This is a genomic window from Pseudomonas sp. AC136, from assembly GCF_979258585.1.
Map to the genome: position 1 here is coordinate 1919087 of NZ_OZ409865.1, position 25522 is coordinate 1944608.

The window sequence follows — 25522 nt, forward strand, 5'->3', positions numbered from 1 at the left end:
AGCAGAGGCGCTGGGCAAAACCGCAGCGGGCCTGAGGCGGGTCGACAGACGACCCGCCGGGCGAGGGGGTTAGAACGACTGGTTGAAGGCCAAGCCTACGAAGTGGATGCGGGTTTCGTATTCACCCTTGAAGTTGCCGCCGTTGCCGGTGCAACGCACGCCACTGTCGACGTAAAGACTGCCACCGCCTGGCGCCCAACCCGCTGGTGAGCAGCCATCTTTGTAATCCATCTTGCCGCTGGCGAATTGCACGTAGCTGTAGGCGAGATCGACCGACGTGTCCTCGTCGAACTTGTAGTTGGCGCCGAGGGACAACCAGTAACGGTCGGCATCCGGGAACGCGGGGTGGCGTTTATCGCTGCCGCTGACGGGGGATTTGTCGTAGGCGACGCCGGTGCGCAGCATCAGGTCTTTGTCCCATTGGTAGTTCATACCGAGGGAGATTTTGTAGGTGTCGTTCCAATCTTGGTCGACCGTGGCGTCGCCTTCATTCACGCCGTTGAAGTAGGGGTAACCATTAACTTCTTTGAGCTGAATGCCGATCTGGTCCAGGCGCGAGTGGCGCGTCCAAGTCACGTCGCCCATCAGTGCCACTTTGTCGTTCAACTGGTGGAAGGCGTTGATCGAGAACGACTCGGGCGTATCGATGCTGGTTTTTGCGTCCGAGTTCGGGTGCAGGTTGCTGGCAGCGAAATTGCCTGGGTTGATCCAATTGCTCGGGTCGAGCACTTGGCCCAGTTCGTCGCGGGGCGGCAGGCCGATGAATTCAAGAAAAGTATTTCCATCCGGCCGTAAATCGGTTGAAGGATCCGGGACCGCACCTTGTACGTCAGCAAAACTCCACTTCGACTTGCCTTCCATGGTGTGACTGATTTTCGAACGATAGGCCACGCCGAAACGGGTTTTGTCGGTGGGCTCCCACATGTATCCGATGTTCCAGCCAAACCCCCAATCGTCACCCTTGACCCGGAAATAGCCATCGCCTTCCACATTGCTGGCGAAGTTTTGCGCCACGCAGTCGACGAAGGCGTCGTCGTCGCTCTGCTGACCGTTACAACTGGTGATTTCGTCCGGCACGGTTAAGCCCGGATAAAGCAAAGGAATACCAATCTGTCCGAGTGGATTGGCTGCCAACTCCGTCAGTGCCTGATTTTGCCGCACAAACTGTCCGGCTAACTGCCGCGACGCGCCCTGAACATCTGCCGCCCCGCGCTGAATCGACTTGATGTACTGCGCCGACAGCCCGAAACCAATGCTGTGGTGCTCATTGAAGCGGTAGGCAATGCTCGGGTTGATGTTCACCGTTTCCAGGTTCGCCGACTGAATGCCGTAGCGACCGCTCCAGTTCTCCTTGTAATCAAGTTTGGCGCCGTAGGGCACGAAGATGCCGAGGCCGACGGTGACGTTGTCATTGATCTGGCTGGAAAAGTAGAAATCCGGTGCGGCAGCGGCGTCTGGCAGGTAGGAGCCGGCGCCCGTGCCGCCGGTGGAGTTACCGAAAACGTCGGTGCTGCCGGTGTCTTTAAAGCTGCCCTTGGGAATGACGATGGTGATGCCATTGGTGACCTGGGTGCCGGGTAAGCGCGCAAGGCCTGCGGGGTTGTAGAAAATGGTCGAAGGGTCGACCGCTTCCGCGCCGTTGGCGTGGGCTGTGCCCTGGGCTGCCACCGACTGCGAACCAAAGTGGTAACCGGACGCCATGGCTCCGGAGGTCCAAACCAACATCAAGCTCCCGCTGTAAAGCGCGGTCTGCCAGCAAGATGGGCGAGTTCTTATCATTATTCTCGACTCCTACACGCACGATATAAGCCGCGATACGTCTCCGGTTTAGGCCAACCGGAACCTCTGTAGCGCAGCGATAAAACCGACTTTCGAATGAAGCGGTATGCGACCTGTGACCGGCCTCCTTTGCTGACGATCCCCAATCCTTCGTACTGCCTACGGTCCTATCCGGCCTGGGCCGAGGTAACACCCGAGCCGCTGTGAAGGTGGCCGGATTGCACCTGGCAAAATGTCGGCTTCCCCCGAAGCCCGCCGTTAGGGGCCTCAAGCCCCGTCTGCCGGTGTAATAAAACCGTTACCGTTTCACACCAAGCCGTACAGATTTGTATGACCAAATAATTCAAAAAGATTCGAAGATTTTTGCGGGAAGATGGAACCGGCGTTTTTGGCGACGATATCGGCGGGCTGAACGGCGTTAGTCGCAAATAAAAGAAGAATGCTCATCGGCAATGAACCATGGACGTGCTCGCGCTTGATCTGCCGCAGGCGCTTGGTCAGGATGCAACCCGGGCTGAGCGCTGGCCCACGTAATAGTTGCGGGCTTACGAACCTAGCCTTGAGGCCAGGGTCCAACCCGCTTTATGGATATGGAGATTTACATGCTGCGCTTCACGGCCCTGGCCCTTTGCTTCGCCCTTCCCGCTGCGCACGCGGCCTCGCTTCAGGATTTCGAGCTGAACAAGCTGCTCAATCAGGTGGCTACCCAAAGCAGCGAAGGCACGCCGCGGGCCATCAACGAAGACATTCTCGATCAGGGCTACACCGTCGACGGCAACGTGCTGATCAACCACCTGAGCGTTCAGCCGGCCCACGCCGCACAAATGCGCGGCAATCCGGATGCCGTGCGCAAGCAACTGGGCGCCAGCGTCTGCCAGAACAACGGCTTCCGCCAACTGCTGGCCCGTGGCGCCGTGCTGCGTTACCAGTTCAGCGAATACAAAACCAACAACTACATCGCCGCTGAAAACTTCAGCAAAGCTGACTGCTCGATCAAATAAGCTTTACTTCAGGTTGGGTCGAGCCGCGACCGGCTTCACCCAACCTGCCGCTTCCGATCCAAGGTTCACCCTCAAGGAGCTGTTCCATGCCTTACGAACCGGACGATTATCTGAACCGTCATGTGCAAACCCCGAGCGTTGATCTGGCCGCCAAAGTGGACGAATTGCTCGCCCTCGCTACGCCTGATTCCAGTCTCAACCTGTCGCTCTACCGCGACATGCTCTCCACCGTCATTCGCATGGCCCAGGCCGACCGCAACCGCTGGGACGCGAAAATCATGCTGCAAACCCTGCGTGAGATGGAACATGCCTTCAGCGTGCTGGAGCAGTTCAAACGTCGTCGCAAGGTCACCGTATTCGGCTCGGCCCGCACGCCAGCCAACCATCCCGTCTACCAACTGGCCAAAGATCTTGGCGCTGCCTTGGCCCGTCACGAGCTGATGGCAATTACCGGCGCGGGTGGCGGCATCATGGCCGCCGCCCATGAAGGCGCGGGGCTGGAGCACAGCCTAGGACTGAACATCAGCTTGCCCTTCGAGCAAAGCGCCAACGCCACCATGCAAGGCAGCAGCAACCTGCTGTCGTTCAAGTTCTTCTTTCTGCGCAAACTGTTCTTCGTTAAAGAAGCCGACGCGCTGGTGCTTTGTCCAGGCGGCTTCGGCACGTTGGACGAAGCGCTGGAAGTGCTGACGCTCATCCAAACCGGCAAAAGCCCCTTGGTTCCAGTGGTACTGCTGGACGAGCCCGACGGCACCTTCTGGAAAGACGCCTTGGCGTTTATCCAACGGCAACTCAAAGGCAACGGCTACATTCTGCCCAGCGACCTGAAACTGCTGACCATGGCCAACAATGCCGACGAGGCGGTCGAGCAGATCACTCGGTTCTACAGCAACTTTCATTCGAGCCGCTGGCTGAAGGATCGCTTTGTGGTTCGCCTGCATCACGGGCTGTCGGCTGAAGCGGTGAGTCAGTTGCCGGAACTGTTCGCCGACCTCTGCAAAAGCGGCGGCTTTGTGCAGCAGCAAGGCGCGTTTGAAAACGAGGGGGATGAGCCGGAGTTGGCTCCATTACATCGCCTGGCGTTTGCCTTCCGCGGTCGGGAATACGGGCGGTTGCGTGAGCTGTATGACTTTGTGAATACGCCGGAGAATTGGGCGTAGACCCTAGTTGGCTGGCAGGAGCGCGAGGCGCCAATTAAGAGCATCGCGGCTGAAGCCGCTCCTACAGGGCTGCGCTGCTTGTTAGGTTTTGAATAGGCAGGAAGGGACTTCAATCGTACAGCTCGCCGCGCAGCAGGCGGCTGATCATGTCCATGGAATAACCGCGATACGCAAGAAAGCGCCCTTGCTTGGCGCGCTCCTTGGCGTCGTTCGGTTGCTCGCCGAATTTGCGCTGCCAGACTTCGTTCATCTGTTCACGCCAATCGATACCGCATTCACGCAGCGCCTGTTCGATATCGGCGCGCGCCAGTCCACGCTGCCCCAGTTCCTCGCGAATGCGCATAGGCCCGTAGCCAGAGCGGGCACGGTAGGAAACGAAGCTTTCGAGGTAGCGGGTTTCGGACAGCAGGCCCTCTTCCGTCAAGCGGTCGAGTTCCGGTTCGATAAGTTCAGGCGGGGCGCCGCGTTGGCGCAACTTGCGGGTTAACTCGACACGGCCATGCTCGCGGCGTGCGAGCAAGTCCATGGCTGTCCGTCGTACTGCGGCAGGGCTGTCGAGTACGACGGACATAACAGACTCAGGCGTCTGCCAGATCGTCTTCGGTGTTGTTTACAGCGGCAGCGGCGGCCGCTGCGGCTGCATCTTTACCGGCCATAAGCAGTTGATCGCGGATCTGCTTCTCGATGGTTTTGGCGATTTCCGGGTTGTCTTCCAGGTACTTGGCCGAGTTGGCTTTACCCTGACCAATCTTGCTACCCAGGTAGCTGTACCAGGCGCCGGATTTTTCCAGCAGACCGAGCTGCACGCCCAGGTCGATGATCTCGCCGTTACGGTAGATGCCCTTGCCGTACAGAATCTGGAACTCAGCCTGACGGAACGGCGGGGCTACCTTGTTTTTCACCACTTTGACGCGGGTTTCGCTGCCGACTACTTCGTCGCCTTCTTTCACGGCGCCGGTACGACGGATGTCCAGACGCACCGAGGCGTAGAACTTCAACGCGTTACCACCGGTGGTGGTTTCCGGGCTGCCGAACATCACACCGATTTTCATACGGATCTGGTTGATGAAGATAACCAGGCAGTTGGCGTTTTTGATGTTGCCGGTGATTTTACGCAGCGCTTGCGACATCAGACGGGCTTGCAGGCCGACGTGCATGTCGCCCATTTCGCCTTCGATTTCTGCTTTCGGCACCAAGGCGGCAACGGAGTCGACGATGATTACGTCGATGGCATTGGAGCGCACCAGCATGTCGGTGATTTCCAGCGCTTGCTCGCCGGTGTCTGGTTGGGAAACCAGCAGGTCGTCGACGTTGACGCCGAGCTTGCCGGCGTAGTCCGGGTCGAGTGCGTGTTCAGCATCGACGAAGGCGCAGGTGGCGCCCATGCGCTGTGCTTCAGCGATGACGGACAAGGTGAGTGTGGTTTTACCCGACGATTCCGGACCGTAGATTTCTACGATACGACCGCGTGGCAGGCCGCCAATACCCAGGGCGATGTCCAAGCCCAGGGAGCCGGTGGAAATCGACGGAATGGCCTGACGTTCATGGTCGCCCATGCGCATGACTGCGCCTTTACCGAATTGTTTTTCGATTTGACCCAGGGCTGCAGCCAAGGCGCGCTTCTTATTCTCGTCCATTGAATCCTCACGTGATCAAGAGGGCCTAGCGGCCGCTAACAACTGTATAAGTAGCCAGTATTATTCCACAGCGCAAGTCGAGCGCCTACCCCTGATCCGGAATTTCTCCTGCAGCTAGTCGGATCAGCCCGGCCAGTGCGGCTTCCACCGTTTGTCGTCTCACCGCGTCACGGTCGCCAGCAAAAAGACGCTTGCGGGTAAACACCTGGTCGCCATTCGCCCAAGCCAGCCAGACGGTGCCTACAGGTTTGTCGACTGAACCGCCGTCCGGGCCGGCAACACCGCTGACGGCTACGGAAAATTGTGCAGCGCTTTTGTCTTGCGCCCCGCGTGCCATGGCTTCGACGACCTCACGGCTGACCGCCCCTACGGAGGCAAATAAAGTGACGGGCACATCAAGCTGACGGGTCTTCTGGGCGTTGGAATAAGTGACGTAACCGGCTTCAAACCAAGCGGAGCTTCCAGGAATTCGGGTGATGGCTTCGGCGATACCGCCGCCGGTACATGACTCGGCAGTGGTGACACGCGCGTCCAGCGCACGCAGACGCTGGCCCAGTTGCGCGGCCAGTTGAGTAATCGCGTCCAAGGCAATCTCCGGGCTTAAAGAGGATGAGGGGGATACCGTACACTAGCGCCTTTTGCGCGCAAGGCCTGGTAATGAGCGATCTCTCCGCACACACCCCGATGATGCAGCAGTACTGGCGGCTGAAGAATCAGCACCCCGACCAGTTGATGTTTTACCGCATGGGCGACTTCTACGAGATTTTCTACGAAGACGCGAAAAAAGCCGCGAAGTTGCTCGACATTACCCTGACCGCGCGCGGCCAATCGGCGGGCATGGCCATTCCTATGTGCGGCATTCCTTACCACGCCGCCGAAGGTTATCTGGCCAAGTTGGTGAAGCTCGGGGAGTCGGTTGTTATTTGCGAGCAGATCGGCGATCCAGCCACCAGCAAGGGGCCGGTGGAACGTCAGGTGGTGCGCATCATCACGCCCGGCACGGTTAGCGACGAAGCCTTGCTTGATGAGCGCCGGGACAATTTACTCGCCGCCGTGCTCGGCGACGAACGCCTGTTTGGCCTGGCGGTGCTGGACATCACCAGCGGCCGTTTCAGCGTGCTGGAAATTCCGGCCTGGGAGAATTTGCTGGCCGAACTGGAGCGTCTAAATCCGGTTGAGTTATTGATTCCGGACGATTGGCCGCAAGGCCTGCCGGCTGAGAAACGCCGCGGCTCGCGTCGCCGCGCGCCATGGGATTTCGAGCGCGACTCAGCGCACAAAAGCCTGTGCCAACAGTTCGCCACGCAAGACCTCAAGGGCTTCGGTTGCGAAAACCTGACCCTGGCCATCGGCGCTGCCGGCTGCCTGCTGGCCTACGCCAAGGAAACCCAGCGCACCGCCCTGCCCCACCTGCGCAGCCTGCGCCATGAGCGCCTCGACGACACGGTGATTCTCGACGGCGCCAGCCGGCGCAATCTGGAGCTGGACACCAACCTCGCCGGTGGCCGCGACAACACGCTGCAATCGGTGGTCGACCGCTGCCAAACCGCCATGGGCAGTCGCCTGCTGACCCGCTGGCTTAACCGCCCACTGCGCCAGCGCGCGGTACTGGACGCCCGCCAGGAATCGATTGCCTGCCTGCTCGAACGCTATCGTTTCGAGAACTTGCAGCCGCAGTTAAAAGAGATCGGCGACGTGGAGCGCATTCTCGCGCGCATCGGCTTGCGCAATGCGCGCCCCCGCGATTTGGCGCGTCTGCGCGATGCCCTGGCAGCGTTGCCGGAGCTGCAAATGGCCATGGCCAATTTGGAAAGCCCGCACCTGCAAACCCTCGCCGGTACCGTGAGCACATACCCGGAACTGGCCGAGCTGCTGGCCAGAGCAATTATCGACAACCCGCCGGCGGTGATCCGCGATGGCGGCGTGTTGAAGACCGGTTACGACCCGGAGTTGGACGAGTTGCAATCGCTCAGCGAAAACGCCGGCCAGTTCCTGATGGACTTGGAAGCGCGGGAAAAAGCCCGCACCGGCCTGGCCAATTTGAAGGTCGGCTACAACCGCATTCACGGCTACTTTATTGAGCTGCCGAGCAAGCAGGCCGAATCAGCGCCGGCCGACTACATCCGCCGCCAGACGCTCAAAGGCGCCGAGCGCTTTATTACGCCGGAGCTGAAAGAGTTCGAAGACAAGGCGCTGTCGGCGAAAAGCCGGGCGCTTGCGCGGGAAAAGATGCTTTACGACGAGCTGTTGGAGCGTTTGATCGGCCACCTCGGCCCGCTGCAGGATTCGGCCGGCGCGCTGGCCGAGTTGGACGTACTGAGCAACCTGGCAGAACGCGCCCTGACGCTCGACCTCAACCGCCCGCGCTTTGTCGACGAGCCGTGCATGCGCATCAACCAGGGCCGCCACCCGGTGGTGGAACAGGTGCTGACAACGCCGTTTGTGGCAAACGACCTGAGCCTGGATGACAACACCCGGATGCTGATCATCACCGGCCCGAACATGGGCGGTAAGTCCACGTACATGCGCCAGACCGCACTCATTGTGCTGCTCGCCCATATCGGCAGTTTCGTGCCGGCGGCCAGCTGCGAGCTGTCGCTGGTGGACCGCATCTTTACCCGCATCGGCTCGAGCGACGACCTGGCCGGTGGTCGCTCCACCTTTATGGTGGAGATGAGCGAGACGGCCAACATTCTGCACAACGCTACCGAACGCAGCCTGGTGCTCATGGATGAAGTCGGTCGCGGCACCAGCACTTTTGACGGCCTGTCGCTGGCCTGGGCAGCGGCCGAACATTTGGCGCGCTTGCGTGCCTACACCTTGTTCGCCACGCATTATTTCGAGCTGACGGTGTTGCCGGAAAGCGAGCCGATTGTCGCCAACGTGCATTTGAACGCCACCGAGCACAACGAGCGCATCGTGTTTCTGCACCACGTGCTGCCAGGACCGGCGAGCCAGAGTTATGGCTTGGCAGTTGCGCAGTTGGCCGGGGTTCCGGGCGATGTGATCGTGCGCGCCAAGGAGCACTTGGCGCGCCTGGAAACCACCGCCTTGCCCCACGAGCAGCCGCGTAGCGAGCCAGGGAAACCGGCGGTGCCCGTGCAAAGCGACTTGTTCGCCAGCGCGCCGCACCCGGTGATTGAAGAATTGGGCCGCATCAATCCTGATGATTTAACCCCGCGCCGCGCACTCGAACTGTTATATACATTGAAGGCACGCATCTAACGCCTGCGCGCGCAAGCTGTTAGAATCCCGCGCGCTTTGGGAAAGCGGTGGTCTATTAGCCTGGACCGCCGCTCTCGTTTCCCGAGCCGAGGAGCTCAATTACTGAACCGGGCTCCCCAGCCGCCTGAGGAGAGAATTAGAAATGACCTTCGTCGTCACCGACAACTGCATCAAGTGCAAGTACACCGACTGCGTAGAAGTGTGTCCGGTGGACTGCTTTTACGAAGGCCCGAACTTTTTGGTGATCCACCCGGACGAGTGCATTGACTGCGCCCTGTGCGAGCCAGAATGCCCGGCCCAAGCGATCTTCTCGGAAGATGAAGTGCCTGAAGATATGCAAGAGTTCATTCAGTTGAACACTGATCTTGCCGAAATCTGGCCGAACATCACCGAGCGCAAAGAAGCGCTGCCAGACGCTGAAGAGTGGGATGGCAAGAAAAACAAACTGGAACTCCTGGAGCGCTAAGCGCCAGGCTTCCAGAGCGAGAGAACGCACCGACGAGTGCTTCCCGCTGCAGGACAAACACCGTGAAAGACAAAAGGCCCGCAATGCGGGCCTTTTGTTGTGCCCACCTTTCGGCAGGCAAAAAAAAGGGGCGGTTTGACCCGCCCACTCTTTCGTCCCTAATCCCTCTATTTCCTGCTCATCGTCCTGATGAATCGTGTCCTTCGATGGTTCCTGGCCGATATCCATTTCAGCCCGTGCTAGTCCGTAAGCACAGGGGTGATATTAGCGATATCCAGATGCCGTTCAAGTCGCGAAATCGCCTAACGGACAGTCGCGCGCACTCTCATAAATTAACTTATTCCTTATAATTCAATGGCTTGCGATTCCCGCTCAGTGTAACGCAGGCGATACGCCGGCTAATCATTCCTCGAATCACTTACACACTCTGTAAGCAATGTCTTACAAAGCTGGAGCTTGCAGGAAGACACCGACAAAAAACCCGGCCTGAGCCGGGTGTTTTTTGCGCGGTGTTAACGGGGGTTATTGGAACAGCGCGTCACTGGAGAGACCGTTCTTTTCCAGGATTTCCCGCAGTCGTTTAAGCGCTTCGACCTGAATCTGCCGCACCCGCTCGCGGGTTAAGCCGATTTCTTGACCCACTTCTTCCAACGTACAGCTTTCGTGACCGCGCAGACCAAAACGTCTGACGACCACTTCACGCTGCTTGTCGGTCAGTTCCGAGAGCCACTGATCGATGCTTTGCGAGAGATCGTCATCCTGCAGCAATTCGCAGGGATCGGTCGGGCGGTCGTCGGTCAGGGTATCGAGCAGGGTTTTGTCGGAGTCCGGGCCAAGCGAAACGTCAACCGAGGACACCCGTTCATTGAGGCCAAGCATGCGCTTGACCTCGCCGACCGGTTTTTCCAGCAGGTTGGCGATTTCCTCGGCGGAGGGCTCGTGGTCAAGTTTCTGCGTCAATTCGCGCGCGGCGCGCAGGTAGACGTTTAGCTCCTTGACCACATGAATAGGTAAACGAATGGTGCGCGTCTGGTTCATGATCGCGCGTTCGATGGTCTGTCGAATCCACCAGGTGGCGTAAGTGGAGAAGCGGAAGCCACGCTCAGGGTCGAATTTCTCGACCGCCCGAATCAGCCCGAGATTGCCTTCTTCGATAAGGTCCAACAGGGACAAACCCCGATTGACGTACCGACGGGCAATCTTCACCACCAGGCGCAAGTTACTTTCGATCATGCGCTTACGGCCCGCAGGGTCGCCCTTCTGCGCCAGCCGCGCAAAATGGACTTCTTCTTCGGGAGTCAGGAGGGGGGAGAAACCGATTTCGTTGAGGTAAAGCTGAGTGGCGTCTAGCGCCCGGGTGTAGTCAATGTATTTGTGTTGCTTGACCGCAGTGGACTGCTTGGCCTTCGTGCGTTTAGCCGGAGCTTCCGGCTCATCGTTATGCACGTCGTCCAAGACGATGCCGGGCTCCATGAGCAGCACGTCATCATCCAAGTCAAACTCCGGCGCTTCTTTGTTGAGTGCCATTGTTCTTATCCCTTGCTGAGTTCGACATAAGCCCCGGCATCACCTTAATCCATGGCAATCCCTGAGCCCGTCCGGCCTACGTGGCTGGAGCGGGCTGACAACCTTTCAACGCGCAGGCAAAAATTGCAGCGGATCCACAGGTTTACCCTGTCGGCGAATCTCAAAATGGAGCTTCACCCGATCGGTGCCGGTGGAACCCATTTCGGCAATCGTCTGCCCGACCTTGACTTGCTGTCCCTCCCTTACCAGCAACTTGCGGTTGTGACCGTAAGCGCTTACGTAGGTATCGCTGTGTTTGATGATCACTAATTCGCCGTAGCCCCGTAATCCACTTCCGGCGTACACAACAGAACCATCCGACGCGGCAAGAACAGGCTGGCCCAATTCCCCAGCTATATCAATTCCTTTATTCAAACTACCGTTTGAGGAGAATTTACCGATCAAAGCCCCGCCTGTAGGCCACGCCCAGCCTGTAGCAGAACGACTCACAGCCTGCACCGGCGTGGTCGCTGGCGTGGTAACAACCGGGGGTTGGGCGGGCCTGGCGATGACCGGAACGGTGTTGGTCGGCACCACCACCAAGGGCGGCTTATTGCCACTATTGGCTGTTGCAATCGGACCTTTGACCACCGTTGGCGAACGCCCGCCGTCGAAGCGGATCACCTGACCGACCTTGATGGTGTAAGGGGCCGGAATGTTGTTTCGAGCCGCTAGCGCGCGCCAATCCCAACCAAAACGAAAGGCGATGGAATAAAGGGTGTCGCTGCGCTGAACGCGGTATTGGCCGGTGGTGGTCGCGGGACGCTGCGGGGTGGCGGCGCTGGTGCTGCTGGTCGAACCGCCAGCGGTACGATCAACCACACGTACGCCGCCAGGAGGGGTGCTGCTGCAACCGACCAGTAACACTCCAAGGACCAAGCCACTCACCAGACTTCTGGCGCCTGCGATGCAAATCCACTGCTGAATGGCTGTGAGACTCACCCGCCTCTCCCTTTCCGGTGACTGTTGAAAAATGTAAAACGACAAAACCCATACTTAAGTAGTGCCACCCTCGCCCAACTCAAGCGGTGGGCCCGTTCAGCAAGGGTACGAAGCGCACCGCATCCAGCACATGACGGGAGAAGCCGTGCTCTTCGCGGATGATCAACATCAGCTGCTGAACATCGCCCGCTCCCACCGGAATCACCAGGCGCCCGCCTGGAGCCAGCTGATCCAGCAGCGCCTGCGGCACTTCAGCCGCAGCGGCGGTGACGATAATGCCGTTGTAACTGGCCAGTGCAGGCCAGCCTTCCCAGCCGTCGCCCCAACGAAAGACCACGTTGCGCAAGTTGAGTGCCAGCAATCGTTCTTTCGCCCGCTCTTGCAGAGCCTGGATACGCTCCACTGAGAAGACTCGCTCAACCAATTGGGCCAACACCGCCGTCTGGTAGCCGGAGCCGGTGCCGATCTCCAGCACCTTGTCCAACGGGCCGGCCGCCAGCAGCAGCTCGGTCATGCGCCCGACCATATAGGGTTGCGAGATGGTCTGGTTGTGGCCGATGGGCAGCGCCGTGTCTTCGTAGGCACGGTGCGCGAACGCTTCATCGACAAACAGATGACGCGGCGTACGGCGAATAACTTCAAGCACCCGGGCGTTGGAAAGACCTTCGTCGTACAAGCGTTGGATCAGGCGCTCGCGGGTGCGCTGCGAGGTCATGCCAATACCACGGTGTTGCAGATCGTCTTGCCCGCGCGACATCAGAGCAATCCCTCCAACCAAGGCTCGATCGTTGCAAACGCCTCGTTAAAGGTGCGGTCCAGTTGCAGCGGCGTGATCGACACATAGCCTTGCACCACCGCATGGAAGTCGGTGCCGGGGCCGCCGTCTTCGGCATCGCCCGACACCGAAATCCAATAGCCTTCTTTACCGCGCGGGTTAACCACCTTCACCGGCGCTGCGGCACGGGCGCGGTGGCCCAGGCGCGTCAGCTGAATGCCGCGAATGTGGTCCAGCGGCAAGTTGGGAATGTTCACGTTGAGCACGGTACGCGGCGGCAAATCGAGTTTGTCTCGCGCTTCCACCAGACGGCGGGCGATGTACGCAGCGGCCGGCAGGTTGTCGGTTTGCCGGGAAACCAAAGAAAAGGCGAAGGCCGGGCAGCCGATAAAACGCCCTTCGAGCGCAGCCGCCACGGTGCCGGAATACAGCACGTCATCGCCCAGGTTCGCACCCAGGTTGATGCCTGACACCACCATGTCTGGCAGCTCGGGCAACAAGCCGTTAAGGCCCAGGTGCACGCAGTCGGTAGGCGTTCCGTTGATGCTGATAAAACCGTTGGGCAACACCATCGGGTGCAGCGGACGATCGAGTGTCAACGAGCTGCTGGCGCCGCTCTTGTCCGTGTCGGGGGCAATTACCACGCACTCGGCGTAATCCGCCAGCGCGCCATGCAGCGCGGCGAGGCCGGGAGCCATCACCCCATCGTCGTTTGAAATCAGAATACGCATGAGTTGTCCGTCTGCCCTGCCGGCAACAACTCGACGATTTCACGCACCACAGCGGTGGCGAAGCATCCAGCCGGCAAGACGAATTCCAGTTGCAGAATGTCAGGCTCGGGATAATGCCACGTCAAACCGCCGATGGGGAGGCGCAGAATACGCCGTTCGTGAGCCATGCCCGCAGAGATTAACCAGTCGCACAACGCCGTCTCTTTTGCCGCGACCGCTTGTTCGATTTCATGGGTCGCACCGGCTGCCGGCGAAGGCCCTTCGCCCCACAGTGGGCCGGTGGGATGTAGATCGAGAATGGCCAGACGCGGGTCGCTGCACTCGGCCTCACCGGCCGGGAAAAAACTGCGGCTGTCGGTAAAGGCCAGCAAGTCACCGACCTGCGCGCGCTGCCAACTGCCGTCGGCGACTCGTGCGGCCACCACCTGATTGAACACATAACTGCGCGCCGCCGAGAGCAGGCGCGAACGTACGTTGCGCGCGTCCGGCAGCTCGCTACGACTGGCGAAATCACGCGCCTGCACCACGTTGCCACCTTGATAGGCGAAGCGTTGTTCACCGAAATAATTCGGCACGCCATGGGCCTTGATCTGTTCCAGGCGCGCGTCGAGTGCAGCGCTATCGCCTTGCAGTTGCGTGAGGCGCAAGGTGAAACCGTTGGCCGAGTGGGCGCCGCGTTGCAGCTTGCGCTTGTGCCGTGCGGTTTTGACGATAATCAGGCTGTCACTTTGCGCGGCGGAGAAATCCGGGTCGGCCTTGCCTGGCAAGTGCAGGCTGAACCATTGACGGGTCAGGGCCTGCCGGTCTTTAAGGCCGGCGTAGCTGATCATGCGCAACGGCACGCCAGCAGCTTTAGCCAGGCGGCGCGCGGCGTCTTCAGTATTCAGACCGCGCTTTTCCACCCACAGCCACAAGTGTTCGCCTTCGCCGGCCAGGGGAATGTCGAGCACTTCATCGACCTGGAAATCTTCGGCAGTGGCCTTGAGTACCGCGCGCCCGGCCGCTTCACCATAGGCACGAGGGCCGAGCAATTCGAGTTCGTTCATTGCGCTACCAACAAGGCGACCGCGTGTACGGCGATGCCCTCTTCACGGCCGGTAAACCCGAGCTTTTCTTCGGTGGTGGCTTTGACGTTGACTTGATCCAGCGCGACCTCAAGGTCGGCGGCGATGGCGGCGCGCATGGTTTCGATATGCGGTGCCATTTTTGGCGCCTGGGCAACGATGGTGGCATCGACATTGCCGACCTTCCAGCCCTTGGCCTTGATCAGCCCCACCACATGACGCAGCAGCACACGGCTGTCGGCGCCTTTGAAATTGGGATCGGTATCAGGGAAATGTTTGCCGATATCGCCCAGCGCGGCAGCGCCCAGCAAGGCATCGCTCAAGGCATGCAGCAGCACGTCGCCGTCGGAATGGGCGAGCAGCCCGAACTTATGGGGAATCTGCACGCCACCCAAGGTAATAAAGGTGCCGTCGCAAAAGCGGTGAACATCGTAGCCGTGGCCGATACGCATGAGCCGAGGGGTCCTGAGAAAAGTCGCGAGTTTACCCGAAGGGCCCCGCGAGCGCCGCTGGCACTTGAAACCGGTAGCGCAAAAGCATCGAGGCTGAAGCCTCTCCTGCATAAGAACCGCGATTCTTGTAGGAGAGGCTTCAGCCTCGATTGGGCAATCGGGGTCTCAGCCCTTGTGCTACTTCAACGCCGCCGCATGATGGCGCAAGTGGTCATCAATAAAGCTGGCGATAAAGTAGTAGCTATGGTCATACCCCGGCTGCATGCGCAGGGTCAGCGGATGGCCCGCCGCCTTCGCCGCCGCTTCCAGCGCTTGCGGTTTTAGCTGGCCTTCGAGGAAGTCGTCACGGTCGCCCTGGTCCACCAGAATCGGCAGCTTTTCGCCGGCGTCGGCAATTAGCACGCTGGCATCCCATTCACGCCAGCGCGAACGGTCGGCGCCCAGGTAGTTGCCCAAGGCTTTCTCGCCCCACGGGCAATTCAGCGGATTGGCAATCGGCGCGAACGCCGACACCGACTGATAACGCCCCGGATTTTTCAGCGCGCAAATCAACGCGCCGTGGCCGCCCATGGAGTGGCCGCTGATGCCGCGTTTGTCTGATACAGGGAAGTTGGCTTCGATCAGCTCGGGCAATTCCTGCACCACGTAGTCGTACATCCGATAGTGGCGCGCCCACGGTTCCTGCGTGGCGTTGACGTAAAAACCGGCGCCCAGACCGAAGTCGTAGGCGCCCGCTGCGTCGTCCGGCACACCTTCGCCGCGCGGGCTGGTGTCCGGCGCGACGATGATCAACCCCAGCTCGGCCGCCAGGCGCTGGGCACCGGCTTTCTGCATAAAATTTTCGTCGGTGCAGGTCAGGCCGCTGAGCCAATACAGCACCGGCAGCTTGGCGCCCTGCTCGGCTTGCGGCGGCAAGTAGACGGCGAACACCATGTCGCAATTAAGCGAGCTGGAGCGGTGGCGATAACGCTTGTGCCAGCCGCCGAATGCTTTGTTGCTGGAAACGATTTCAAGGGTCATGGGAATGCCCGCCCTGATCAGTAATGGATGACGGTGCGAATGCTTTTGCCTTCGTGCATCAGGTCGAACGCTTCGTTGATTTTGTCCAGGCCCATGGTGTGGGTGATGAACGTGTCCAACGGAATCTCGCCCTTCTGCGCTTTCTCCACGTAGCTCGGCAACTCGGTGCGGCCTTTGACGCCGCCGAACGCTGAACCGCGCCATACGCGACCGGTCACCAGTTGGAACGGACGGGTGCTAATTTCCTGGCCGGCGCCGGCTACGCCGATGATTACCGACTCGCCCCAGCCTTTGTGCGCGCACTCCAGCGCGGCGCGCATCAGTTGCACGTTGCCGACGCATTCAAAGCTGTAATCCACGCCGCCGTCGGTGAGTTCGACGATGACGTCCTGAATCGGCTTGTCGTAATCCTTTGGATTGACGAAGTCAGTGGCGCCCAGTTCGCGGGCCACATCGAACTTGGCCGGGTTGATGTCGATGGCGATGATGCGCGAGGCCTTCGCCATTTTCGCGCCGATGATCGCCGCCAAGCCGATGCCGCCCAAACCGAAGATGGCGACGGTGGCGCCCTCTTCAACCTTCGCGGTGTTCAACACGGCGCCAATGCCGGTGGTGACGCCACAGCCCAGCAGGCAGACCTTTTCCAGAGGCGCTTCTTTAGGGATAACCGCCAGCGACACTTCCGGCAGCACGGTGTATTCGGAAAAGGTCGAGCAGCCCATGTAGTGATAAATCGGCTGGCCCTGGTAAGAGAAGCGGCTGGTGCCATCGGGCATCAGGCCTTTGCCTTGAGTAGCGCGCACCGAGCTGCACAGGTTGGTTTTGCCGGATTTGCAGAATTTGCACTCGCGGCATTCGGCGGTGTACAGCGGAATCACGTGGTCGCCGACTTTCACCGAGGTGACGCCCTCACCGACCGCTTCAACAATGCCGCCGCCTTCGTGGCCGAGAATGGCCGGGAACACGCCCTCGGAGTCAGCACCCGACAGTGTGTAGGCGTCGGTATGACATACGCCGGTGGCGACAATGCGCACCAGCACCTCGCTGGCCTTCGGCGCTTCCACATCCACTTCGACAATTTTCAGCGGCTCGTTCGGGGCAAAGGCTACGGCAGCACGGGACTTGATCATGGTCGCTCTCCAGCGGGTTTAAACAGTGGCGCAAAGTGTAGTCCACAGTGCTTTCTGTAAATAATCGCGGAATTAGCAAAACATTACTGCCCGTGAGGGATAATCCCGGCATTAGAGGGCACTGGACGGAGCGCGGAATGAACAGTTGGGATGGGCTGGATGAGTTTGTCGCGGTGGCCGAGTGCGGACAGTTCACCGCAGCGGCGCAGCGCTTGGGGCTGTCGTCCTCACAAGTCAGCCGGCAAATCGCCCGCCTCGAAGAAAGCCTACAGACGCGCCTTTTCTACCGCAGCACCCGGCGCGTCGCACTCACCGAAGCAGGGCAAACGTTTTTACAGCATTGCCAGCGCCTGCAAGACGGCCGCGAAGAAGCGCTGCGCGCGGTCGGCGATTTAGGCAGCGAGCCGAAAGGGTTGCTGCGAATGACCTGCGCGGTGGCCTACGGCGAACGTTTTATCGTGCCGCTGGTGACGCAATTTATGAGCCGCCATCCGCAGTTGAAGGTGGATATAGAACTGAGCAACCGCACCCTCGATATGGTTCAGGACGGCCTCGACCTGGCGATTCGCCTGGGCCGTTTGCAAGACTCGCGGCTGGTGGCCACGCGCCTGGCGCCGCGCCGCATGTACCTGTGCGCCGCGCCCAGCTATGTGCAGCGTTACGGGCGGCCGCACAGTTTGTCGGAGCTCAACCAGCACAACTGCCTGATCGGCAGCAGCGACAGTTGGAGTTTTCAACAGGAAGGCCGCGAGGTGTCGCAACGGGTGCACGGCAACTGGCGCTGCAACAGCGGGCAGGCGGTGCTGGACGCGGCGCTACAAGGGTTGGGGTTGTGCCAGTTGCCGGACTATTACGTGCAGGAGCACTTGAGCAGTGGCGCGCTGGTGTCGCTGCTGGAAAAGCATGAGGCGCCGAATACGGCGGTGTGGGCGTTGTATCCGCAGCAGCGGCATTTGTCGCCGAAGGTGAGGCAGTTGGTGGATCACTTGAAGGCGGGGTTGGGGCATTTGGGGTGAGCGTTCGAAGAGCCCCTCACCCCAACCCTCTCCCGTAAACGGGAGAGGGGGCCGACCGCGTTTTAACCAAAATTGCGAGTTGGCTTCCCTCTCCCGCTTGCGGGAGAGGGGTTGGGGGTGAGGGGCCGTTAGCGCTTATGCGCCCACCGCTGACGCAGCCACTCCAAATCTTCCGGCCGGGTGACTTTAAGGTTATCCGCCCGCCCTTCAATCAAGCGCGGCGATTGCCCGGCCCATTCGATGGCCGAGGCTTCGTCGGTGACCTGCACGCCGGACACCAACGCATCCGCCAGCACGCGGTGCAATGTGCCGAGGCGAAACATTTGCGGCGTGAAGGCCTGCCAGATCACCGAGCGGTCGACCGTCTCGGCCACGCGACCATCGGCGCCGGCACGTTTCAAGGTGTCGCGCGCTGGCACGGCCAGCAGGCCGCCGACCGTGTCGTCCGCCAATTCGGCGAGCAACAAGTCCAGGTCGTAGCGCGACAGGTTCGGCCGGGCCGCGTCGTGCACCAGCACCCAGTCGTTTTCACCGGCGCCCAGTTCGGCCAATCGGATAAGGCCGTTGAGCACCGAGTCGGCACGCTCGGCGCCGCCATCGGCACGTTGGATGCGTTCGTTGCTGGCGTAGGGCAGCGTCGGCCAATAAGCATCGTCCACCGACAAACTCACCACTAAGCCGCGCAATTGCGGGTGGTCGAGGAAGCAGTCGAGGGTATGTTCGAGAATGGTTTTACCAGCCAGTTGCAGATACTGCTTGGGCCGGTCGGCGAGCATTCGGGCGCCGACGCCTGCGGCCGGGATCAAAGCCCAGAAGGCAGGCAAAGCAGGCGAGGTCATTCGGTTAGCTGATAGAGGGTTTCGCCCTCTTTGACCATGCCCAGTTCGTGACGGGCACGTTCTTCCACGGTTTCCATACCTTTCTTCAGCTCCATGACTTCAGCTTCGAGGATACGGTTACGTTCCAGCAGGTTTTCGTTTTCGCCCTTTTGCTCGGCGATTTGTCGCTGCAAGTCGGTGACCTGCGCAAAGCTGCCCTCGCCCACCCACAAGCGGTACTGCAGGCCTGCCAGCACAAGGATCAGAACGACGAATAACCAGTAGGGGCTACGCATGAATCGGGCTTTTTCTCATAAGAAAAGGGCAGCTTTCGCTGCCCTTTTTACCACCGTCAGCTTAGCCGCGGAATTCGGAGCGACCACGGTACGGTGCTTTTGCACCCAACTGCTCTTCGATGCGCAGCAGTTGGTTGTACTTGGACACGCGGTCCGAGCGGCACAGCGAGCCGGTTTTGATCTGACCGGCAGCAGTGCCCACGGCCAGGTCGGCGATGGTGCTGTCTTCGGTTTCACCCGAACGGTGCGAGATCACGGCGGTGTAACCGGCTGCCTTGGCCATTTGAATGGCTTCCAGGGTTTCGGTCAGGGTGCCGATCTGGTTGAACTTGATCAGGATCGAGTTGGCGATCGACTTGTCGATGCCTTCTTTGAGGATCTTGGTGTTGGTGACGAACAGATCGTCGCCGACCAGTTGGACTTTGTCGCCGATCTTATCGGTCAGCACTTTCCAGCCGTCCCAGTCCGATTCGTCCATGCCGTCTTCGATGGAGATGATCGGGTAACGCTGGGTCAGGCCAGCCAGGTAGTCAGCGAAACCGGCGGCGTCGAACACTTTGCCTTCGCCGGCCAGGTCGTATTTGCCGCCTTCGAAGAACTCGCTCGAAGCGCAGTCCAGCGCCAGAGTCACGTCGGTGCCCAGCTTGTAACCGGCATTGGCAACGGCTTCGGCGATGGCAGCCAGAGCGTCTTCGTTGGAAGCCAGGTTCGGTGCGAAACCGCCTTCATCACCCACCGAAGTGCTCAGGCCGCGCGCTTTCAGTACGGCTTTGAGGTGGTGGAAAATTTCGGTGCCCATGCGCAGGCCATCGGCGAAGGTTTTCGCGCCAACGGGCTGAACCATGAATTCCTGGATGTCGACGTTGTTATCCGCGTGCTCGCCGCCGTTAATGATGTTCATCATCGGCACCGGCATGGAGTAAACGCCAGGGGTGCCGTTGAGGTTGGCGATGTGGGCGTACAGCGGCAGGTCTTGGTCTTGTGCGGCAGCTTTGGCAGCGGCCAGCGACACAGCGAGGATGGCGTTGGCGCCCAGGCTGGCTTTGTTTTCAGTGGCGTCGAGGGCGATCATCGCGTGGTCGAGGGCCTTCTGATCAACCGGGTCTTTGCCCAGCAGCAACGAGCGGATCGGGCCATTGATATTGGCCACAGCTTTCAACACGCCTTTGCCCATGTAACGGCTCTTGTCGCCATCACGCAGTTCCAGCGCTTCGCGCGAACCGGTGGAAGCGCCCGACGGTGCGCACGCGCTGCCGACGATGCCGTTGTCGAGAATGACGTCCGCTTCGACGGTCGGGTTGCCACGGGAGTCGAGAACTTCACGACCTTTGATGTCGACGATCTTTGCCATTGTTGTTAACACTCCAAAATTTGACGAAAACGGCGCTGCAGAGAGGTTGATGCAGGCTGCCTGGAACAAAACCAGCCCGCTCGACGACTCTCTGACTCACGGGTCAGAGCTCGCCCGAGCGGCACTTTACCGAAGATTCCTGCGCTTAGGCAGTCTCAATCGGCGGGAAGCTCTTGACCAGATCATCCAGCGCTTTAAGCTGGGTAAGGAACGGCTCCAGCTTGTCCAGACGCAAGGCGCATGGACCGTCGCACTTGGCGTTGTCCGGGTCCGGGTGAGCTTCGAGGAACAAGCCTGCCAGGCCCTGACTCATGCCCGCTTTGGCGAGGTCGGTTACTTGCGCACGACGACCGCCTGCCGAATCGGAGCGCCCGCCCGGCATTTGCAGAGCGTGGGTCACGTCAAAGAACACCGGGTATTCGAACGACTTCATGATGCCGAAGCCGAGCATGTCTACCACGAGGTTGTTGTAGCCAAAACTGGAACCGCGTTCGCACAGGATCAACTGGTCATTCCCGGCTTCGACGCATTTGGCCAGGATATGTTTCATTTCTTGCGGAGCGAGGAACTGGGCTTTCTTGATGTTGATGATCGCGCCGGTCTTGGCCATGGCCACGACGAGGTCAGTTTGGCGCGACAGGAAAGCGGGCAATTGGATGATGTCGCACACGGCAGCGACAGGCGCCGCTTGCTCGGGCTCGTGCACGTCGGTGATGACCGGCACGCCGAAGGTCTTCTTCACTTCCTCGAAAATCTTCATGCCCTCTTCCAGGCCTGGGCCACGGAAGGAGCTGACGGAGGAGCGGTTGGCTTTGTCGAAGCTGGCTTTGAATACATAAGGGATGCCGAGCTTTTCGGTAACCCGTGCGTACTCTTCACAGGCCTTCATGGCCAGGTCGCGCGACTCTAGAACGTTGATACCGCCGAACAGCACGAAGGGTTTGTCGTTGGCGATTTCGATGGCGCCAACTTTGACGACTTTCTGGGTCATGCCTTTCTCGCTTTCTGCGCCAGTGCGGCGTTAACGAAACCACTGAACAATGGGTGCCCATCGCGCGGTGTGGAGGTGAACTCGGGGTGGAATTGGCAGGCCACGAACCACGGGTGATCCGGCGCTTCAACCACTTCCACCAGCGCGCCGTCAGCGGAGCGACCGGTGATTTTCAGGCCGGCGTCCTGCAGTTGCGGCAGCAGGTTGTTGTTCACTTCGTAGCGGTGACGGTGACGCTCGACGATGGTTTCTTTGGCGTAGCAGTCGAATACTTTCGAGCCCGCTTCCAGATGGCAGTCTTGCGCGCCGAGGCGCATGGTGCCGCCGAGGTCGGAGGCTTCGGTGCGAATTTCCACACCGCCGCCGGCGTCTTCCCACTCGGTGATCAAACCCACGACCGGGTGGCCGCTGACTTTGTCGAATTCGGTGGAGTTGGCGTCGGTCCAGCCCAGCACGTTACGGGCAAACTCGATGACCGCCACTTGCATGCCCAAGCAGATGCCCAGGTACGGAATCTTGTTTTCACGGGCGTATTGCACCGTGGTGATCTTGCCTTCCACGCCGCGCAGACCGAAGCCGCCGGGCACCAGAATGGCGTCCACGCCTTCCAGCAGGCCGGTGCCTTTTTGCTCGATGTCTTCAGAGTCGATGTAGCGCAGATTGACCTTGGTGCGGTTCTGGATGCCGGCATGGCTCATCGCTTCAATCAGCGATTTGTAAGCGTCCAGCAGCTCCATGTACTTACCGACCATGGCGATGTTGACTTCTTTTTCCGGGTTGAGCTTGGCGTCGACTACGCGCTCCCACTCGGACAAATCGGCACCGCCGCATTCCAGGCCAAAACGCTCGACGACGAAATCGTCCAGGCCCTGGGCATGTAACACGGAAGGAATTTTGTAGATGGTGTCGACGTCTTCCAGACCGATTACCGCGCGCTCTTCCACGTTGGTGAACAGGGCGATTTTGCGGCGCGACGACACGTCGATCGGGTGATCGGAACGGCAGATCAGCACGTCAGGCTGCAGGCCGATGGAGCGCAGTTCTTTAACCGAATGCTGGGTCGGCTTGGTTTTGGTTTCGCCGGCAGTGGCGATGTATGGCACCAGCGTCAGGTGCATCAGCATGGCGCGCTTGGCGCCCACTTCCACGCGCAACTGGCGAATGGCTTCGAGGAACGGCTGGGACTCGATGTCGCCAACGGTACCGCCGATTTCCACCATGGCCACGTCGGCATCGCCAGCACCCTTGATGATGCGGCGTTTGATTTCGTCGGTGATGTGCGGAATGACCTGGATGGTCGCACCCAGGTAATCACCACGGCGCTCTTTGCGCAGCACGTCTTCGTAGACGCGGCCGGTGGTGAAGTTGTTGCCCTTGGTCATCGTGGTGCGGATGAACCGCTCGTAGTGGCCAAGGTCGAGGTCGGTCTCGGCACCGTCGTGAGTGACGAACACTTCACCGTGCTGGAACGGGCTCATCGTGCCCGGATCGACGTTGATATAAGGGTCCAGTTTGAGCATCGTGACCTTCAGGCCCCGCGCCTCCAGGATAGCCGCCAATGAAGCCGAGGCGATGCCTTTCCCCAATGAAGAAACAACACCGCCCGTGACGAATATGTAGCGCGTCATGAAAAACCCTAGAAGTCTGCGTTTAGGCGGTTTGCGCCGCCGGGGAAAGCTGAATGAGGGCTGCTGCCCACCATTACCAGCAAAGCCTGTTGGCCGTGCCTTGAAAATTGATAGCCGTGCAGAGAACCGGAAGGCCTGCGCATTAGCTGTATGAGACGGGAGCGTAGTCTACCGGAACTACCCTTTCAGCTCAAACGTTGGTCATTCGTCGGTGGCTGCCAGTGCAATCGCAAGCCAGCGTCAGCAGGGCTGCGGAGTGCAGACAGGTTTGCCACCGCCAGAAGCTCGTCGCCGCGGTACAACAAGGGCAATCGCTTGCGCACAAATGTCGGAATCGCGTGTTCGTTGAGCAGCCGCTTGAGGTCGCGATGCCCTCGGCCTGGCACATTCATCACTTCGCCGCCCTGGCGATAACAAATGCGCAACGGACCCTGCGGCGTCTCGCCCTCAATGTGCAGCTCTCCATTGCCGGGCAAGGCCAACGGCTTGCCCGGATGAGTCCACTCGGGTGCCGGCTCGGGTGCCACGAGCCAACTGCCCGCGAGCCACCACAGCCGCCCGCCACTGCGATGCAGCTCGCCATCGGCTAAACGCCACACTGGTTTCGCATCGCCCGCCGCGTCGCGCAGGTCATTCCAACCCGCCCAATGCTCGCTGTCGGGCAGCAGCGTCAGCGGCGCGAGCCAATGACGCAGCGCGTTGCGTTGGCGCTCCGAGGAAAGGCCGAGCAGCGGCTGCAGTTCAAGCGACGGCACGCTTAGCCACGGCAGCGGATTGGCGGTTCGCGCCGCAGCGAGATCGAGCGCGGCCAGGTCATCCAACAGCCCCTGCGCCTCGCGTAAATGCGCAGCCGTGCGGGCCATGGTCTGCGCCGCTTGCGGCCAGTGCACGGCGAGTTGGGGAAACACTTGATGACGCAAATGGTTGCGCGCAAAACCGGTGTCGCCATTGCTGGGATCTTCCACCCAGCTCAAACCATGCTCGAGCGCATACGCCAGCAGCTCAGCACGGCAACACTCCAGCAATGGCCGCACGACAACACCGGCCGCCAGCGCGCGACTCTGAGGAATTCCCGCCAGCCCGCGCACCCCAGCGCCACGCAGCAAGCGGAACAGCAGCGTCTCTGCCTGATCGTCACGATGCTGCGCCGTCAGCAATACCTCGCCCTTCCCCAGCACATGAGCGAACGCCTGGTACCGCGCTTCCCGCGCCGCGCGCTCGACACTCGCGCCAGCAGCCACCTGCACGTTCACCACGCGCAATGGCACGCCCAGCTCGTCGCACAGCTGTTGGCAATGGGCCGGCCACGCGTCAGCCGCAGCTTGAAGGCCGTGATGGATATGAAGGGCGGAGAGAGGCGGCAGGCGCTCGGTTTTGCCGAGCGAAGCCAGAAGATGGAGTAATACGGTGGAATCAAGCCCACCGGACAGGGCCACATGCCAGGCCGGTGCGCTGCGCCAGGGTGCCAGACCCGCTAGCAACCTGGCGTGAAGCTTCACCTTAGACGCCGTAGCTCATCAGACGCTCGTAACGGCGGGTCAGCAACCCGTCGATATCGAACTTTTGCAGCGATTGCAGCTGCTCGCTCAGGGCCGCCCGGATCGATTCAGCGGCAACGGCCGGGGCCGAATGCGCGCCGCCCAATGGCTCGTCAATGACTTGATCGACAATGCCCAGGCCTCTCAGGCGCTCAGCCGTAATGCCCATGGCCTCGGCAGCGTCCGGCGCCTTCTCGGCGGTTTTCCACAGAATCGAAGCGCAGCCTTCCGGCGAGATCACCGCGTAGGTGGAGTACTGCAGCATGTTCAGTTGGTCGCATACGCCAATGGCCAATGCGCCACCGGAACCGCCTTCGCCGATAACGGTGGCGATAATCGGGGTTTTCAGCCGCGCCATCACGCGCAGGTTCCAGGCAATCGCCTCACTTTGGCCGCGCTCTTCGGCGTCGATGCCTGGGTAGGCACCGGGCGTGTCGATAAAGGTCAGAATCGGCATTTTGAAACGCTCAGCCATCTCCATCAGACGACAAGCTTTGCGGTAGCCCTCAGGACGCGGCATACCGAAGTTACGGCGAACCTTCTCACGCACTTCGCGGCCTTTCTGGTGACCGATGACCATCACCGGCTGGTCATTCAAACGCGCTACGCCGCCAACGATGGCAGGGTCGTCGGAGAAGTGACGGTCGCCGTGCAGTTCGTCGAACTCGGTGAAGATATGTTCGATGTAGTCGAGCGTGTAAGGCCGACGGGGATGGCGGGCCAGCTTGGCGATTTGCCAACTGGTGAGGCTGCCGAAAATGCTGGCAGTCAGCGTGTTGCTTTTGTCTTGCAGACGGGCAATTTCATCGCTGATGTTCAGCGAGTTGTCGTTACCGACCAGGCGCAGCTCTTCGATCTTGGCTTGGAGATCGGCAATCGGCTGTTCGAAATCGAGAAAATTCGGGTTCATAGTCATCCGTCTTGCGCCTGGCCAGG

General features: G+C 60.2%; 25 protein-coding genes. 5 read left to right on the top strand and 20 right to left on the bottom strand.

Features of this window, described 5'->3' with window-relative positions; all coding sequences use genetic code 11:
• Positions 1–69: 69 nt before the first annotated feature.
• Positions 70–1725, bottom strand: a complete 1656-nt coding sequence (locus tag ACZZZU_RS08645; RefSeq protein ID WP_463550356.1) for an OmpP1/FadL family transporter — start codon at positions 1723–1725, stop codon at positions 70–72.
• A gap of 360 nt (positions 1726–2085) precedes the next feature.
• Positions 2086–2226 (bottom strand): hypothetical protein, encoded by a 141-nt coding sequence (locus tag ACZZZU_RS08650; RefSeq protein WP_463550357.1) that lies wholly within the window; start codon positions 2224–2226, stop codon positions 2086–2088.
• 155 nt (positions 2227–2381) lie between these two features.
• Between ACZZZU_RS08650 and ACZZZU_RS08655 the strand changes: the two genes are divergently transcribed.
• Both ACZZZU_RS08655 and ACZZZU_RS08660 read left to right on the top strand, forming a co-directional pair.
• Positions 2382–2780, top strand: coding sequence for a quorum-sensing-regulated virulence factor family protein (locus tag ACZZZU_RS08655; protein ID WP_122494051.1), 399 nt, complete (start codon positions 2382–2384; stop codon positions 2778–2780).
• Between the two features lie 86 nt (positions 2781–2866).
• Positions 2867–3940, top strand: a complete 1074-nt coding sequence (locus ACZZZU_RS08660) for an LOG family protein (RefSeq protein ID WP_463550358.1) — start codon at positions 2867–2869, stop codon at positions 3938–3940.
• 109 nt (positions 3941–4049) lie between these two features.
• On the opposite strand, the gene recX is transcribed toward ACZZZU_RS08660, so the two are convergent.
• The 3 genes from recX to ACZZZU_RS08675 form a co-directional block, all read right to left on the bottom strand.
• On the bottom strand, positions 4050–4511 hold the full coding sequence (gene recX, locus ACZZZU_RS08665) for a recombination regulator RecX (RefSeq protein WP_463383603.1): 462 nt from the start codon (positions 4509–4511) through the stop codon (positions 4050–4052).
• Positions 4512–4518: 7 nt separating this feature from the next.
• Positions 4519–5577 (bottom strand): recombinase RecA, encoded by a 1059-nt coding sequence (gene recA / locus ACZZZU_RS08670; protein WP_122452630.1) that lies wholly within the window; start codon positions 5575–5577, stop codon positions 4519–4521.
• Positions 5578–5662: 85 nt separating this feature from the next.
• A complete protein-coding gene (locus tag ACZZZU_RS08675; RefSeq protein WP_122494054.1) occupies positions 5663–6163 on the bottom strand; it encodes a CinA family protein in 501 nt (166 codons plus the stop codon).
• Between the two features lie 71 nt (positions 6164–6234).
• Here ACZZZU_RS08675 and mutS point away from each other — a divergent pair, with 71 nt between their 5' ends.
• Positions 6235–8802: a DNA mismatch repair protein MutS gene (gene mutS / locus ACZZZU_RS08680; RefSeq protein WP_463550359.1), complete on the top strand. Its 2568-nt coding sequence runs from the start codon at positions 6235–6237 to the stop codon at positions 8800–8802.
• Between the two features lie 142 nt (positions 8803–8944).
• Positions 8945–9268 carry a ferredoxin FdxA gene (gene fdxA / locus ACZZZU_RS08685; RefSeq protein ID WP_122494056.1) on the top strand — a complete coding sequence of 108 codons (324 nt, stop codon included), beginning with the start codon at positions 8945–8947 and terminating at the stop codon, positions 9266–9268.
• Positions 9269–9790: 522 nt separating this feature from the next.
• Here fdxA and rpoS read toward each other — a convergent pair.
• From rpoS to ACZZZU_RS08725, 8 genes are all read right to left on the bottom strand, one after another.
• Entirely contained in the window at positions 9791–10795 is a 1005-nt protein-coding gene (gene rpoS, locus ACZZZU_RS08690; RefSeq protein WP_122494057.1) for an RNA polymerase sigma factor RpoS, read from the bottom strand.
• 105 nt (positions 10796–10900) lie between these two features.
• On the bottom strand, positions 10901–11776 hold the full coding sequence (locus ACZZZU_RS08695; RefSeq protein WP_463550360.1) for a peptidoglycan DD-metalloendopeptidase family protein: 876 nt from the start codon (positions 11774–11776) through the stop codon (positions 10901–10903).
• A gap of 79 nt (positions 11777–11855) precedes the next feature.
• Entirely contained in the window at positions 11856–12491 is a 636-nt protein-coding gene (locus ACZZZU_RS08700) for a protein-L-isoaspartate(D-aspartate) O-methyltransferase (RefSeq protein ID WP_463384742.1), read from the bottom strand.
• 41 nt (positions 12492–12532) lie between these two features.
• The gene (surE, locus tag ACZZZU_RS08705) at positions 12533–13282 is read right to left on the bottom strand and encodes a 5'/3'-nucleotidase SurE (protein ID WP_463550361.1); all 750 of its coding nucleotides are present in this window, start codon (positions 13280–13282) and stop codon (positions 12533–12535) included.
• Positions 13270–14328: a tRNA pseudouridine(13) synthase TruD gene (truD, locus tag ACZZZU_RS08710; protein ID WP_463550362.1), complete on the bottom strand. Its 1059-nt coding sequence runs from the start codon at positions 14326–14328 to the stop codon at positions 13270–13272. Before truD ends, surE begins: the two co-directional genes overlap by 13 nt.
• Positions 14325–14798, bottom strand: coding sequence for a 2-C-methyl-D-erythritol 2,4-cyclodiphosphate synthase (ispF, locus tag ACZZZU_RS08715; RefSeq protein ID WP_122452621.1), 474 nt, complete (start codon positions 14796–14798; stop codon positions 14325–14327). Before ispF ends, truD begins: the two co-directional genes overlap by 4 nt.
• A gap of 177 nt (positions 14799–14975) precedes the next feature.
• Positions 14976–15818: an S-formylglutathione hydrolase gene (gene fghA, locus ACZZZU_RS08720; RefSeq protein ID WP_463550363.1), complete on the bottom strand. Its 843-nt coding sequence runs from the start codon at positions 15816–15818 to the stop codon at positions 14976–14978.
• 17 nt (positions 15819–15835) lie between these two features.
• On the bottom strand, positions 15836–16948 hold the full coding sequence (locus ACZZZU_RS08725; RefSeq protein WP_463550364.1) for an S-(hydroxymethyl)glutathione dehydrogenase/class III alcohol dehydrogenase: 1113 nt from the start codon (positions 16946–16948) through the stop codon (positions 15836–15838).
• A gap of 137 nt (positions 16949–17085) precedes the next feature.
• Here ACZZZU_RS08725 and ACZZZU_RS08730 point away from each other — a divergent pair, with 137 nt between their 5' ends.
• Positions 17086–17964 (top strand): LysR substrate-binding domain-containing protein, encoded by an 879-nt coding sequence (locus ACZZZU_RS08730; RefSeq protein ID WP_463550365.1) that lies wholly within the window; start codon positions 17086–17088, stop codon positions 17962–17964.
• 128 nt (positions 17965–18092) lie between these two features.
• On the opposite strand, the gene ispD is transcribed toward ACZZZU_RS08730, so the two are convergent.
• The 7 genes from ispD to ACZZZU_RS08765 all read right to left on the bottom strand — a co-directional run bounded on the left by ispD (position 18093) and on the right by ACZZZU_RS08765 (position 25496).
• Complete coding sequence (gene ispD / locus ACZZZU_RS08735) at positions 18093–18803, bottom strand: 2-C-methyl-D-erythritol 4-phosphate cytidylyltransferase (protein ID WP_463550366.1); 711 nt, start codon at positions 18801–18803, stop codon at positions 18093–18095.
• Entirely contained in the window at positions 18800–19078 is a 279-nt protein-coding gene (gene ftsB, locus ACZZZU_RS08740) for a cell division protein FtsB (protein ID WP_122452616.1), read from the bottom strand. The genes ispD and ftsB overlap by 4 nt, the downstream gene beginning before the upstream one ends.
• Positions 19079–19139: 61 nt before the next feature.
• On the bottom strand, positions 19140–20429 hold the full coding sequence (gene eno / locus ACZZZU_RS08745) for a phosphopyruvate hydratase (protein ID WP_122494066.1): 1290 nt from the start codon (positions 20427–20429) through the stop codon (positions 19140–19142).
• 145 nt (positions 20430–20574) lie between these two features.
• Positions 20575–21420, bottom strand: coding sequence for a 3-deoxy-8-phosphooctulonate synthase (kdsA, locus tag ACZZZU_RS08750; RefSeq protein WP_463550367.1), 846 nt, complete (start codon positions 21418–21420; stop codon positions 20575–20577).
• The gene (locus ACZZZU_RS08755; RefSeq protein WP_122494068.1) at positions 21417–23048 is read right to left on the bottom strand and encodes a CTP synthase; all 1632 of its coding nucleotides are present in this window, start codon (positions 23046–23048) and stop codon (positions 21417–21419) included. Before ACZZZU_RS08755 ends, kdsA begins: the two co-directional genes overlap by 4 nt.
• Before the next feature lie 185 nt (positions 23049–23233).
• On the bottom strand, positions 23234–24547 hold the full coding sequence (tilS, locus tag ACZZZU_RS08760; RefSeq protein WP_463550368.1) for a tRNA lysidine(34) synthetase TilS: 1314 nt from the start codon (positions 24545–24547) through the stop codon (positions 23234–23236).
• Between the two features lies 1 nt (position 24548).
• Positions 24549–25496, bottom strand: coding sequence for an acetyl-CoA carboxylase carboxyltransferase subunit alpha (locus ACZZZU_RS08765; protein WP_463552123.1), 948 nt, complete (start codon positions 25494–25496; stop codon positions 24549–24551).
• Positions 25497–25522 lie beyond the last annotated feature (26 nt).

Coding starts and splice junctions, on each gene's coding strand:
- ACZZZU_RS08645 (WP_463550356.1), bottom strand. CDS start 1,725: ATGTTGGTTTGGACCTCCGGAGCCATGGCGTCCGGTTACCACTTTGGT.
- ACZZZU_RS08650 (WP_463550357.1), bottom strand. CDS start 2,226: ATGAGCATTCTTCTTTTATTTGCGACTAACGCCGTTCAGCCCGCCGAT.
- ACZZZU_RS08655 (WP_122494051.1), top strand. CDS start 2,382: ATGCTGCGCTTCACGGCCCTGGCCCTTTGCTTCGCCCTTCCCGCTGCG.
- ACZZZU_RS08660 (WP_463550358.1), top strand. CDS start 2,867: ATGCCTTACGAACCGGACGATTATCTGAACCGTCATGTGCAAACCCCG.
- recX (WP_463383603.1), bottom strand. CDS start 4,511: ATGTCCGTCGTACTCGACAGCCCTGCCGCAGTACGACGGACAGCCATG.
- recA (WP_122452630.1), bottom strand. CDS start 5,577: ATGGACGAGAATAAGAAGCGCGCCTTGGCTGCAGCCCTGGGTCAAATC.
- mutS (WP_463550359.1), top strand. CDS start 6,235: ATGAGCGATCTCTCCGCACACACCCCGATGATGCAGCAGTACTGGCGG.
- fdxA (WP_122494056.1), top strand. CDS start 8,945: ATGACCTTCGTCGTCACCGACAACTGCATCAAGTGCAAGTACACCGAC.
- rpoS (WP_122494057.1), bottom strand. CDS start 10,795: ATGGCACTCAACAAAGAAGCGCCGGAGTTTGACTTGGATGATGACGTG.
- ACZZZU_RS08700 (WP_463384742.1), bottom strand. CDS start 12,491: ATGACCTCGCAGCGCACCCGCGAGCGCCTGATCCAACGCTTGTACGAC.
- surE (WP_463550361.1), bottom strand. CDS start 13,282: ATGCGTATTCTGATTTCAAACGACGATGGGGTGATGGCTCCCGGCCTC.
- truD (WP_463550362.1), bottom strand. CDS start 14,328: ATGAACGAACTCGAATTGCTCGGCCCTCGTGCCTATGGTGAAGCGGCC.
- ispF (WP_122452621.1), bottom strand. CDS start 14,798: ATGCGTATCGGCCACGGCTACGATGTTCACCGCTTTTGCGACGGCACC.
- fghA (WP_463550363.1), bottom strand. CDS start 15,818: ATGACCCTTGAAATCGTTTCCAGCAACAAAGCATTCGGCGGCTGGCAC.
- ACZZZU_RS08725 (WP_463550364.1), bottom strand. CDS start 16,948: ATGATCAAGTCCCGTGCTGCCGTAGCCTTTGCCCCGAACGAGCCGCTG.
- ACZZZU_RS08730 (WP_463550365.1), top strand. CDS start 17,086: ATGAACAGTTGGGATGGGCTGGATGAGTTTGTCGCGGTGGCCGAGTGC.
- ispD (WP_463550366.1), bottom strand. CDS start 18,803: ATGACCTCGCCTGCTTTGCCTGCCTTCTGGGCTTTGATCCCGGCCGCA.
- ftsB (WP_122452616.1), bottom strand. CDS start 19,078: ATGCGTAGCCCCTACTGGTTATTCGTCGTTCTGATCCTTGTGCTGGCA.
- eno (WP_122494066.1), bottom strand. CDS start 20,429: ATGGCAAAGATCGTCGACATCAAAGGTCGTGAAGTTCTCGACTCCCGT.
- kdsA (WP_463550367.1), bottom strand. CDS start 21,420: ATGACCCAGAAAGTCGTCAAAGTTGGCGCCATCGAAATCGCCAACGAC.
- ACZZZU_RS08755 (WP_122494068.1), bottom strand. CDS start 23,048: ATGACGCGCTACATATTCGTCACGGGCGGTGTTGTTTCTTCATTGGGG.
- ACZZZU_RS08765 (WP_463552123.1), bottom strand. CDS start 25,496: ATGAACCCGAATTTTCTCGATTTCGAACAGCCGATTGCCGATCTCCAA.